Origin of the sequence: Pseudomonas cerasi (genome assembly GCF_027983475.1) — a bacterium.
Taxonomy (GTDB): domain Bacteria; phylum Pseudomonadota; class Gammaproteobacteria; order Pseudomonadales; family Pseudomonadaceae; genus Aquipseudomonas; species Aquipseudomonas cerasi.
This window is the reverse complement of sequence record NZ_JAQJVM010000002.1, coordinates 60,290-72,578: the sequence shown is the minus strand read 5'-3', so window position 1 is coordinate 72,578 and position 12,289 is coordinate 60,290. Positions and strand designations below refer to the sequence as shown.

Annotated in this window: 10 protein-coding genes; 8 read left to right on the top strand and 2 right to left on the bottom strand. The window is 60.0% G+C overall.

Annotated features, from left to right (window positions below):
* Positions 1-540 carry a cytochrome b gene (locus PI739_RS09435; protein WP_003370513.1) on the bottom strand — a complete coding sequence of 180 codons (540 nt, stop codon included), beginning with the start codon at positions 538-540 and terminating at the stop codon, positions 1-3.
* 205 nt (positions 541-745) lie between these two features.
* Here PI739_RS09435 and PI739_RS09430 point away from each other — a divergent pair, with 205 nt between their 5' ends.
* Genes PI739_RS09430 through PI739_RS09420 form a run of 3 tightly spaced genes read left to right on the top strand, consistent with a single transcriptional unit; the run spans position 746 to position 3,773 of the window.
* Positions 746-1,531, top strand: a complete 786-nt coding sequence (locus PI739_RS09430) for an endonuclease/exonuclease/phosphatase family protein (RefSeq protein WP_003370515.1) — start codon at positions 746-748, stop codon at positions 1,529-1,531.
* On the top strand, positions 1,528-2,778 hold the full coding sequence (clsB, locus tag PI739_RS09425; protein ID WP_044308554.1) for a cardiolipin synthase ClsB: 1,251 nt from the start codon (positions 1,528-1,530) through the stop codon (positions 2,776-2,778). Before PI739_RS09430 ends, clsB begins: the two co-directional genes overlap by 4 nt.
* On the top strand, positions 2,775-3,773 hold the full coding sequence (locus tag PI739_RS09420; RefSeq protein ID WP_054081622.1) for a lysylphosphatidylglycerol synthase domain-containing protein: 999 nt from the start codon (positions 2,775-2,777) through the stop codon (positions 3,771-3,773). The genes clsB and PI739_RS09420 overlap by 4 nt, the downstream gene beginning before the upstream one ends.
* An 11-nt stretch (positions 3,774-3,784) precedes the next feature.
* Here PI739_RS09420 and PI739_RS09415 read toward each other — a convergent pair whose 3' ends face one another.
* Complete coding sequence (locus tag PI739_RS09415; RefSeq protein WP_003315787.1) at positions 3,785-4,693, bottom strand: MurR/RpiR family transcriptional regulator; 909 nt, start codon at positions 4,691-4,693, stop codon at positions 3,785-3,787.
* Positions 4,694-4,976: 283 nt separating this feature from the next.
* On the opposite strand from PI739_RS09415, the gene PI739_RS09410 reads away from it, so the two are divergent.
* The 5 genes from PI739_RS09410 to iolD are packed head-to-tail and all read left to right on the top strand — an operon-like array spanning position 4,977 to position 12,224.
* Entirely contained in the window at positions 4,977-6,914 is a 1,938-nt protein-coding gene (locus PI739_RS09410; RefSeq protein WP_054081623.1) for a bifunctional 5-dehydro-2-deoxygluconokinase/5-dehydro-2-deoxyphosphogluconate aldolase, read from the top strand.
* A gap of 58 nt (positions 6,915-6,972) precedes the next feature.
* Positions 6,973-7,878, top strand: a complete 906-nt coding sequence (gene iolE, locus PI739_RS09405; protein WP_003436374.1) for a myo-inosose-2 dehydratase — start codon at positions 6,973-6,975, stop codon at positions 7,876-7,878.
* 13 nt (positions 7,879-7,891) lie between these two features.
* Positions 7,892-8,701: a 5-deoxy-glucuronate isomerase gene (gene iolB / locus PI739_RS09400; protein WP_096120293.1), complete on the top strand. Its 810-nt coding sequence runs from the start codon at positions 7,892-7,894 to the stop codon at positions 8,699-8,701.
* Positions 8,702-8,729: 28 nt separating this feature from the next.
* Entirely contained in the window at positions 8,730-10,232 is a 1,503-nt protein-coding gene (locus tag PI739_RS09395) for a CoA-acylating methylmalonate-semialdehyde dehydrogenase (protein ID WP_096127892.1), read from the top strand.
* A gap of 54 nt (positions 10,233-10,286) precedes the next feature.
* The gene (gene iolD / locus PI739_RS09390) at positions 10,287-12,224 is read left to right on the top strand and encodes a 3D-(3,5/4)-trihydroxycyclohexane-1,2-dione acylhydrolase (decyclizing) (protein WP_060707991.1); all 1,938 of its coding nucleotides are present in this window, start codon (positions 10,287-10,289) and stop codon (positions 12,222-12,224) included.
* Positions 12,225-12,289 lie beyond the last annotated feature (65 nt).

Sequence of the window (12,289 nt, the reverse complement as noted above, 5' to 3'; positions counted from 1 at the left end):
TTACAGCATGCGCTTGAGGGTATTGTCCTTGCGCACCAGGTGGTGCCAGAGCGCAGCAATCACATGCAGACCGATGACATAGTAGAAGATCGAGCCCAGCAGTTTGTGCACGTCTTCGAACGTCTCGGCCAGGTGGTCCGAGGTGGCCAGCGGCCAGGGAATCTGCAGATCGGTGAGGGGAATGGGCAGCGCGCCTTTTTCCACCATCACTGTCAGCAGGCCCAGTAACGGCTGGGCAAACAGGAACGCATACAGCGCGTAATGGGTCAGGGTTGCGACGATGCGCAACGCTCCTTCAAGCGGCGGTGTGATCCCGGGCGGACGATGACGTCGACGCTCGGCGACACGGAAAAACGCCATGATCAGAATCAGAATGCCGACCCAGTAGTGGCTCTGCACGACCAGCAAGCGGTATTCCGAGCCCTTGCTGAACTGGGTGCGGCTCAGAATCAGGGTGTACGCCAGCACGATCAGAATGGCCATGGCCCAGTGCAGCCATCTGGCTCGGGCGGTGTAGCGTTGAGAAGTCGATGCATCCACGGTTTGATTCCTTGTCTCTTTTTTTGCAGGACTGATAGACAGCTTAGGCTGTCTATCAGGCGCCTGCGTTTCATGTTGGCCTGATTTTTTTCACGTGTATCTCTGCGCCACTGCATATGGCAAATACACAGCACGTGAGATACGCGACGGAACCTGTGCTCACGGGTGGCTTCATATGCCGTGAATATTCACCCGGGAGCAAGTCTTGACCAGTGCCAATCCACCTGTCGGCCCAGCGACACCTGTGTCCGCCAGTGTTTCATTGAATGTACTGACCATGAACATGCACATGGGCTTTGGCATTTTCAATCGCCGCTTCATTCTGCCCGAGCTGCGTGAAGCTGTGCGCACTGTATCGGCCGATATCGTGTTTCTTCAGGAAGTGCACGGCGAACACCAGAGCCACGCGCGCAGGGTCAAGGACTGGCCGACGATTTCGCAGTACGAGTTTCTGGCCGACAGCATGTGGAGTGATTTTGCCTACGGCCGCAACGCGGTGTATCCGGATGGCGATCATGGCAACGCGTTGCTGTCCAAATACCCGATCATCCAGCATGAAAACCTCGACATTTCCATTCATGGCACCGAGCAGCGCGGCTTGTTGCACTGCATTCTCGAGGTGCCACACGCGGGCCGGGTGCATGCGGTCTGTGTGCACCTGGGACTGCGTGAAAGCCATCGACGTCAGCAGCTCAAACTGCTTAACGAGCTGATGGCGCGTATTCCCGAAGGCGAGCCGGTGATCGTTGCCGGTGACTTCAATGACTGGCGCCAACGCGCCGATGCGTCGCTGCAGGGCAGCGGGCTGCACGAGGTTTTCGTAGAGCGCTTCGGGGCGCCGGCGAAAAGCTTTCCGGCCCGTTGGCCATTACTCCGGCTGGACCGGATCTATGTGCGCAATGCAACGTCCCACCGGCCGAAAGTGTTGTCCAGCCGACCGTGGTCCCACCTTTCCGATCATGCACCGCTGGCGGTGGAGTTGACCTTATGAGCAATACGACAGGGCAGTGGCGCGACGGCAACTCGGTAGAGTTGCTGATCAATGGCGAGGATTTTTACGCCCGGGTATTCGAGTGCATACGTGCCGCGCGCAAAGAGGTGCTGATCGAGACCTTCATCATTTTTGAAGACCGAATCGGCGAGGGTCTGCAACAGGCGTTGCTCGAAGCCGCTGCGAATGGCGCGAAGGTGGTCGTCACGGTGGATGACTATGGCACCTCGGACCTGAGTTCGACGTTTGTCAAAACCATGATCGACGCCGGTATCCAGATTCAGCTGTTCGATCCGCGCCCAAGGTTCATGGGCATGCGCACCAACCTGTTTCGCCGGCTGCACCGCAAGGTGGTGGTGATCGACGGCGAATTGGGCTTTATCGGCGGCATCAATTACAGCGTCGATCACATGACTGACACGGGGGTGACGGCCAAACAGGACTATGCCGTTCTGGTCCGTGGCCCGATTGTTGGCGATATTCACCACAGCGCGTTGAATATGCTCAGCAAGGTCGTTCGTGACAAATTGCCGCCCGTTGCACTGAAGCTGGACCGCGCCGGTGACGCCAGCATGCTGCTCGCCGAGCGTGACAATGACGAGCACAGTACCGATATCGAAGAGCAGTACCTGAAGGCGATTCGCGCTGCGAAGCAACGGATCACTTTGGCCAATGCGTATTTTTACCCCAGCTACCGCTTTCTGCGTGAGCTGCGCAATGCATCACGGCGGGGCGTCAAGGTCACCCTCATTTTGCAAGGTCAGCCCGACATGCCGTTCGTACGGGTTTGCTCGCGGTTGACGTATACCTACCTGCTGCGCGACGGCGTGGTCATTCATGAGTACAAGCAACGTGCACTTCACGGCAAGGTCGCGCTGATCGATCAGGACTGGTCTACCGTGGGCTCCAGCAATCTTGACCCGCTGAGCCTCGCGCTGAACCTGGAAGCCAATCTGTTCATTCGTGATCGCGGGCTCAATGAGCATCTGCAAAACCACCTGATGGAGCTTGCCGCTGCGCACAGCAAGCAGATGAGCCTCAAGGGCGCGGCGCGTGGCCAGTGGTGGCGTGCTCCGATGATCGTCTTGAGTTTCTTTTTCCTGCGCCGTTTTCCGGCCATTGCCGGTTTGTTCCCGGTTCACGGTGTGCGCCTCAAGCCCCTGCGTGCCGGTGATGTAGTGCCCGAAGCGAAAGTGATCGAACAGCAGCAGAACAACCATCCGATGGACCAGGAGAAAACCCTATGACCCAAGCCACGCAGGCAGCGCCGCAAAGCGCGCAGGGAACCAAGTGGAAATGGGCAAAGCGGGCGTTCAATCTGTTTTTCTTTATCGCCGTCCCGGTTCTGCTGTTTATGCTGGTCAAGAAGCTTGACTGGCAAGAGGTGAAACAGGCGTTGGCGTCCTACAAGGCCAGCACCCTGGCTATCGCGGCTGTTGTGGCCTTTGCCAGCTACGCGACCTACTGCGGCTTTGACGTGTTGGCGCGTTATTACACCCGGCACACATTGTCGATCAAGCAGATCGTGCCGGTGACGTTTGTCTGCTACGCGTTCAACCTCAACCTCAGTTCCTGGGTGGGCGGCATTGCCTTGCGTTACCGCTTGTATTCGCGACTGGGGCTGGATGTTTCGACCATCACGCGGATTCTCAGCCTGAGCCTGATTACCAACTGGCTGGGCTACATGCTGCTGGCCGGTTTTGTGTTTTCGATGCGCTTTCTGGAGTTGCCCAAGGAGTGGTCGATCGGCACCACAACCCTGCAATTGATCGGCTTCGGACTGTTGGCCGTGTGTTTTGCGTACCTGCTGGCCTGCCGGTTTTCGAAGAAACGCTCATGGACCATCCGTGATCAGGAGTTCAATCTGCCGTCGATGAAGCAGGCGCTGATGCAGGCCAGTCTGGGCGCTCTGAACTGGTCGTTGATGGCCGCGGTGATTTACACCCTGCTGCCGGACAAGGCGTTTTATCCGGCGATTCTCGGTGTGTTGCTGATCAGCAGCATCGCCGGTGTGATCACCCACATTCCAGCGGGCCTCGGTGTGCTTGAGACCGTGTTCATCACCTTGCTGGCGCACCAGTTCTCCAAGGGCAGCCTGCTCGCAGCGTTGATCGGCTATCGCGCGATCTACTTCCTGCTGCCGCTGCTGCTGGCACTGGTGGTGTATCTGGTGCTGGAAAAACGCGCGAAGAAAATGGGCGAGAAGAACCAGCAACGCATGGGCGAGGAAGCCAAATCCTGAGGGCTCAGCCCTCAGTCATCAAACCCGACCTGCTCGTGTATTTCATCGACCTTGAGTTCCAGGCGATAGGCCACGGCAATGAACAGCGCCTGGCACAGGCATAGCGTGGCGCTCAGCGAGCGGAAGGCGAACGAGCTGCCTTCGTTGACCAGTAGCACCGAGTTGGCGCGCTTGGCCAGCGGCGACAGGTTGCTGTCGGTGATGATCAGCGTCTTGGCCTGGTGGTGCTGGGCGATGCGCAGGCAGTGCTGGGTCTCCTTGCCATAGGGCGTGAAGCTGATGGCAATCACCAGGTCATTGGCGCGCACACTGCGCATTTGCTCACGATAGCTGCCCCCCAGGCCGGAGATGAGATGAATGCGCTTGTTGGTGTGTTGCAGGTTGTAGACCAGATAATCAGCCACCGCGAATGAGCGGCGCACGCCCACCACATAGATGTTGTCGGCGTTGACCACCAGGTCCACGGCTTTCTCGAATTCATCGTCATCCAGCTCGACACTCAGGCGTTCCAGGCCGGAGAGGGTGGCGCTGACGCATTCACGTGCCAGATCGCCTGCATTGGCCTTCTGTGACTTGTTGGCGATCAGGCTACGGATACGCTGCTGGTAATTCTGCACCGGCGTGGTCTTGTGCGTATAAGCCTCGCGAAACAACGCCTGCATCTCGCTGAAACCGCTGAACCCGAAACGCTGGGAAAATCGTACGATGGCCGAAGGGTGGACTTCGCACTCGCGGGCGATGTCACTGATCCGGTCAACCATGATCCGGTCGCTCTGCTGGCTCATATAGCTGGCAATCCGCTTGAGCTGACGCGGCAGGCCCTCGTATTCATCAGTGATCAGCCGCAACAAGCCTTCGGCACTGTTCGGCGGCATGTCGACGCTCGTCCCGGGCAGAGTGGGCTGATCGGCGCTGGTCATATTCAAATCCTTTCTGCTTGTTCTTCTTCAGGGCAACGGCGCGCACAGCACGACCGTTGTGGGCCTGACGGTGGAGGCTGCCTTGGGGCAGGAACGACGACTATATCCTACCCGCCTGCGCAGTGTGCCAGCACTTGAGTGGTGGTATGGAAAAAATATTCCACTAAAAATAATTATAGAAAAAATATTGATTGATGTGTCTTGACGTTTTACGCTGCATTCACAAAGCAGCGTGTACACATGATGCAGGCGCTGCAGGCTGATAAAAATAACAGGAGCCACCATGGGCCAGACACGCTTTGCCACTGGGCGTCAGTTGGATCTGATTTGCCTCGGACGCCTGGGCGTCGACCTTTATGCGCAACAAGTGGGGGCGCGACTCGAAGACGTTTCCAGTTTCGCCAAGTACCTGGGCGGCTCGTCGGCCAATATCGCCTTCGGCACGGCCAGGCTCGGTCTCAGGTCGGCCATGCTCAGCAGGGTCGGCGACGACCACATGGGCCGTTTTCTGGTCGAGTCCCTGGCCCGTGAAGGCTGTGATGTCAGCGCCATCAAGCGCGACCCCGAGCGTCTGACGGCGATGGTGCTGCTGGGGTTGAAGGATCGTGAAACCTTCCCCTTGGTGTTCTACCGTGAAAACTGCGCTGACATGGCCCTGCGCGCCGAGGACATCGACGAGCAGCAGATTGCCTCGAGCAAGGCGCTGCTGATCACCGGCACGCATTTCTCCACTGATCAGGTGTTCAGGGCCAGCAGTCAGGCGCTCGACTATGCCGAGAAGCACAACGTCAAGCGCGTGCTGGATATCGACTACCGCCCGGTGCTCTGGGGGCTGGCAGGCAAGGCCGATGGTGAGACCCGGTTCGTTGCCGATCAGAAGGTTAGCCAGCATGTGCAGCGCATCCTGCCGCGTTTCGACCTGATCGTCGGCACCGAAGAGGAATTCCAGATTGCCGGCGGTTCGACCGATTTGCTCGCGGCCCTGCGTAAGGTGCGTGAACTGACGGCCGCAACGCTGGTGGTCAAGCTCGGCCCGCAAGGCTGCACGGTGATTCCCGGGGCCATTCCTGCGCGGCTGGAAGAGGGCGCCATCTACCCCGGCGTGCAGGTCGAAGTACTCAACGTGCTCGGTGCGGGCGACGCGTTCATGTCCGGTTTTCTCAGCGGCTGGCTCAAGGAAGCCAGTGACGAACGCTGCTGCCAGCTGGCCAATGCCTGTGGCGGGCTGGTGGTGTCGCGGCATGCCTGTGCGCCCGCGATGCCGACCCCGGCCGAACTCGATTACCTGTTCAACAGCCCTGAACCCATTACCCGTCCTGATCAGGATGTCGCCCTGCAACGGCTGCATCAGGTCAGCGTGCCGCGCAAGCAGTGGCGGCAGTTGTTCATCTTTGCCTTCGATCATCGCGGCCAGCTAGTCGAACTGGCGCAACAGGCCGGGCGTGATCTGGGCAGCATCAGCCAGCTCAAGCAGCTGTTCGTGCAGGCGGTCGAGCGGGTCGAAGCCGACCTGCGCAAGCGCGGCATCGAAGCCGATGTCGGTCTGCTTGCCGACCAGCGCTTCGGTCAGGATTCACTCAACGCCGCAACCGGTCGCGGCTGGTGGGTGGCGCGTCCGGTGGAAGTACAGGGCTCAAGGCCGCTGGCCTTCGAGCACGGTCGCTCCATCGGCAGCAATCTGCTCGCCTGGCCGCAAGAGCAGATCATCAAGTGCCTGGTGCAATATCACCCCGATGACGAGCCGATGTTGCGTCTGGAGCAGGAAGCGCAGATCAAGGCGCTCTACGACGCTTCGAAAGTCAGCGGCCATGAGTTGCTGCTGGAAATCATTCCGCCCAAGGATCACCCGTCGCCTCACCCGGACGTGATGCTTCGCTCGCTGAAGCGCTTGTACAACCTGGGCATCTACCCGGCGTGGTGGAAGATCGAGGCGCAGAGTGCGCAGGTCTGGCAGCAACTGGACGAACTGATCCAGCAACGCGATCCGTATTGCCGCGGCGTGGTACTGCTCGGGCTCAATGCGCCTGTCGAAGAGCTCGCTGCCGGCTTTGCCGAAGCTCGCCACAGCCGCGTCTGCCAGGGCTTTGCTGTCGGCCGGACAATATTCCGTGAGCCAAGCCGGGCCTGGATGGCCGGAGAAATAGACGATGCGACGCTGATCAGTCGGGTGCAGAGCACCTTCAACTGGTTGATCGAGTCCTGGCGCGAAAGCCGCGCCTGATTCGTTCCGGATTTCGACGCCACAACAACGTCGCGATAACAACAAAAAAGGTGCAGCCATGCCCGTTTCGACTTCCACACCCAGAATCCGCATCGGCATCAATCCGATCTCCTGGAGCAACGATGATTTGCCGGCCCTCGGCGGAGAAACCCCGCTGAGCACGGCGCTGAGCGAAGGCAAAGCCATTGGCTACGAGGGCTTCGAGCTCAACGGCAAGTTTCCGAAAGATGCCAAGGGCGTCGGCGATGTGTTGCGGCCCCATGGCCTGGCGCTGGTGTCCGGCTGGTATTCCAGCCGCCTGGCGCGGCGTTCGGTGGCCGAGGAAATCGAAGCCATCGCTGCGCATGTGCACCTGCTCGCCGAAAATGGCGCTTCGGTGCTGGTGTACGGCGAGGTGGCCGACTCGATTCAGGGGCAACGTATCCCGCTGGTCGAACGTCCACGTTTTCACACCGATGCCGCCTGGCATGAATACGCCGAAAAACTGACCGAGCTGGCACGTTTCACCCTGTCCCGAGGCGTGCGCCTGGCGTATCACCACCACATGGGCGCTTACGTCGAGTCGCCGCAGGATATCGACCGGCTGATGGCGCTGACCGGCGAGGAGGTCGGGCTGCTGTTCGATTCCGGGCATTGCTACATGGGCGGTGGCGAACCTCTTCAAGTGTTGAGCAAGCACATCCAGCGTATTTGCCATGTGCATTTCAAGGACGTGCGCAAGCCGGTGGTGCAACTGGCACGCAACAACCTGTGGAGCTTTCCGGACTGCATCATCAACGGCACTTTCACGGTGCCGGGGGACGGCGATATTGACTTCTCGGCGCTGCTCAAGGTCTTGCGGCAGGCCGGTTACAACGGCTGGCTGGTGGTCGAGGCCGAACAGGACCCCGCCGTAGCGCCCAGCTATGTGTACGCCAAAAAGGGCTATGACACGTTGCGCCAACTGCTGGCCGATGCACGATAAGGAGGACTGCAACATGAATCTGCTGACCAAGAGCAAATCCACTGGCCGCGACGTCGTAGCGCTGGCCCCCGGTTCGCTGGAATACGTGAGCTTCGCCGCCTACCGCCTGGAGTCCGGAGAAAACCTGCCGCTGAGCGCAGGAGAAAACGAGCTGTGCGTGGTCCTGCTGACCGGGCACGCCAGCGTCAGTGGCGAAGCGCCGGGGCAGGGCGCTTTCAGCTGGGAAAACATCGGCGACCGGCAATCGGTGTTCGAAGAAAAATCACCGTTCGCGGTCTACCTGCCGCCGCATAGCCAGGCGCAGTTTGTCGCACGCGGCGCGGTGCAGCTTGCCGTATGCACGGCGCCGGGCGATGCCGGCAAACATTTTCCGGCACGCTTGATCATGCCGGGCAGCATGAAGCGCAGCGTACGCGGCAAGGGCGCCAATACCCGTTATGTGTGCGACATATTGCCGGACAGCGAAGCGGCGCATTCGCTGCTGGTGGTCGAGGTGCGTACACCTTCCGGGCATTCCTCCAGTTACCCGCCGCACAAGCACGACCGGGACAACCTGCCGCACGAGAGCTTTCTCGAAGAAACCTATTACCACCAGGTCAACCCGCCGCAGGGCTTCGTTTTTCAGCGGGTTTATACCGACGACCGCAGCATCGATCAGGCCATGGCCGTGGAAAACAATGACCTGGTGACCGTGCCCAAGGGCTACCACCCGGTCTCCGTCCCCTACGGCTACGAATCCTGGTACCTGAACGTAATGGCCGGCCCGACGCGCGCCTGGCAGTTCCACAACGATCCGCAGCACAGCTGGCTGCTGGATCTCTGATTTCCCATTTTTGTTCTGGAGGCATGAGATGAACGAGTCACCGGTGATCGGCCACTACATCAACGGACACCTGAACAATGGCGAGGGTGAGCGTTACAGCGATGTCTTCAATCCGGCAATCGGCACGGTCCAGGCGCGTGTTGCGCTGGCCAGCGTGAAGACTGTGGATGAAGCGGTTGCGGCGGCCAAGGCGGCGTTTCCGGCCTGGGCCGAGCAGTCCTCGCTGCGCCGGGCGCGGGTGATGTTCAAGTTCAAGGAACTGCTGGACCGGCACCATGACGAACTGGCGCAGATCATTTGCCGCGAGCACGGCAAAGTGTTGTCCGACGCGCGCGGAGAGGTGGTGCGCGGTATCGAGATCGTCGAATTTGCCTGCGGTGCCCCCAGTCTTCTGAAGAGCGATTTCAGCGACAACATCGGCGGTGGTATCGATAACTGGAACCTGCGTCAGCCACTGGGCGTCTGCGCCGGGGTTACGCCGTTCAACTTTCCGGTCATGGTGCCCTTGTGGATGATTCCCATGGCGCTGGTGACCGGTAACTGCTTCATCCTCAAACCTTCCGAGCGCGATCCATCGGCCAGCCTGCTGATGGCGCGCCTGCTCAAGGAAGCCGGTCTGCCCGATGGCGTCTTCAATGTGGTGCAGGGTGACAAGGTGGCGGTCGATGCGTTGCTGCAACACCCTGACATCGAGGCCATTTCCTTCGTCGGCTCGACCCCGATCGCCGAGTACATCCATCAGCAAGGCACTGCCCATGGCAAGCGCGTGCAAGCACTGGGCGGCGCCAAGAACCATATGATCGTGATGCCCGATGCTGATCTGGATCAGGCCGCCGACGCCCTGATCGGGGCGGCTTATGGCTCGGCCGGAGAGCGCTGTATGGCGATCTCGATTGCCGTGGTGGTCGGCGATGTCGGCCAGCGCCTCATCGACAAGCTGCTGCCGCGCATCGACCAGCTCAAGGTCGGCAACGGCATGCAGGCCGATTCGGACATGGGGCCGCTGGTCACCGCTGTGCACAAGGCTAAGGTCGAGGGCTTCATCGATCAGGGCGTCAAAGAAGGCGCGAAGCTGATCGTCGATGGCCGCAACTTCAAGGTGCCGGGTGCCGAGCAGGGCTTTTTCGTCGGCGCTACGCTGTTCGATCACGTCACGCCGCAGATGCAGATCTACAAGGAAGAAATCTTCGGCCCGGTGCTGGGTATCGTGCACGTCGCGGATTTCGCCAGCGCCGTGGCGCTGATCAACGCCCATGAGTTCGGCAATGGCGTGTCGTGCTTCACCAGCGATGGCGGCGTGGCGCGCGCATTCGCTCGCAGCATCAAGGTCGGCATGGTCGGCATCAACGTGCCGATCCCGGTGCCCATGGCCTGGCATTCGTTTGGTGGCTGGAAACGTTCACTGTTTGGCGATCACCACGCGTATGGCGAAGAAGGCCTGCGTTTTTACAGCCGCTACAAAAGCGTCATGCAGCGCTGGCCGGACAGCATCGCCAAAGGCCCCGAGTTCAGTATGCCGACTGCCAAATAATTCGCGGCAACGCATCGCAACACTTTCCACCTCAAACAACAATAAGGTGTGAGCATGAGTACAACCCGACTGACCATGGCCCAGGCCCTGGTGAAGTTTCTCGATAATCAGTACGTCGAAGTCGACGGCGTGCAGAGCAAATTCGTCGCTGGCATCTTCACCATTTTCGGGCATGGCAACGTGCTGGGTCTTGGGCAAGCGCTGGAACAGGACAGCGGCGACCTGGTGGTTCATCAAGGCCGTAACGAGCAGGGCATGTGCCACGCCGCCATCGGTTTTGCCAAGCAGCACCTGCGGCGCAAAATCTACGCGTGCAGCTCTTCGGTCGGGCCTGGCGCGGCGAACATGATCACCGCCGCCGCAACCGCCTCGGCCAACCGCATTCCATTGCTGCTGTTGCCGGGTGACGTCTATGCCAGCCGCCAGCCCGATCCGGTGCTGCAACAGATCGAGCAGTTTCACGACCTGAGCATCAGTACCAACGATGCATTCAAGGCGGTGAGCAAATACTGGGACCGTATCAACCGTCCCGAGCAGTTGATGAGCGCTGCGCTCAATGCCATGCGCGTATTGACCGATCCGGCCGATACGGGCGCAGTCACGCTGGCGCTGCCTCAGGATGTGCAGGCCGAGGCCTACGATTATCCGGACAGTTTCCTGCAAAAACGTGTGCACCGTATTGATCGTCGCCCACCGAGCCAGGCCATGCTCGATGATGCGTTGCACCTGCTGGCACGCAAGCGCAAGCCGTTGCTGATCTGCGGCGGCGGGGTGCGTTACTCCGGCGCGGCGGATGCCTTGCAAACCTTTGCCGAGCGCTTCGATATCCCGTTCGCCGAAACCCAGGCCGGCAAGAGTGCCCTCGTTTCGGCACACCCGTTGAACATGGGCGGCATCGGCGAAACCGGTACGCTGGCGGCCAATCGGCTGGCAAAAGAGGCGGACCTGATTATTGGTGTCGGTACCCGCTATAGCGACTTCACCACTGCGTCGAAATGGCTGTTCCAGAACCCGGATGTGCAGTTTCTCAACCTCAATGTCGGTGCTTTCGATGTGCAGAAGCTGGACGGCGTGCAGTTGCTGGCCGATGCACAGGTGGCTTTGCAGGCGCTGACCGAAAGCCTTCAAGCCAGCGGCTATCGTGCGGCCTGGGGCGATGCACCAAAGACCGCGCGTGCCGAGCTGGAGGCCGAGGTGGATCGCCTGTACGCGGTCGAGTACCAGAGCGAGGATTTTGTCCCGGAAATCAACGATCACCTGGACCCGGCCGTGTTGCGCGAATTCATCGAGCTGACCGGCTCGTGCCTGACCCAGAGCGGCGTGCTGGGCATCCTCAATCAGAACGTGCCTGACGACGCGGTGATCGTCGCGGCGGCAGGCAGCCTGCCGGGTGATCTGCAGCGCGCCTGGCGCAGCACCGGGGTCGACACCTATCACGTCGAATACGGCTATTCCTGCATGGGCTATGAGGTTAACGCCGCACTGGGCGTGAAACTCGCAGCGCCGCACCGCGAAGTCTTTGCACTGGTCGGCGATGGCTCTTACATGATGCTCCATTCGGAGCTGGCCACCTCGATCCAGGAGCGACGCAAGATCAACGTGGTGTTGCTCGACAACATGACCTTCGGCTGCATCAACAACCTGCAAATGGGCAACGGCATGAACAGCTTCGGTACCGAGTTCCGTTTCCGTAACCCGCAAACCGGCAAGCTGGATGGCGACTTTGTGCCGGTGGATTTCGCCATGAGCGCTGCCGCCTATGGCTGCAAGACCTACAAGGTCAGCACCGCCGAACAGCTGCGCGATGCACTGGCCGATGCGCAACAGCAGACAGTCTCGACCCTGATCGACATCAAGGTCCTGCCCAAGACCATGATCCACAACTACCTGTCCTGGTGGCGTGTCGGGGTTGCCGAAGTGTCGACCACCGGCACCACAGCGCAGGTGTACGAAAAACTCAGTCGCGAGCTGGCCAAGGCGCGTCAGTACTGATCGTTTTCTCGTTCGGACTCCATGACTCCCTTTCCGGGAATACCTAATAAAAAAAGGAACATGAA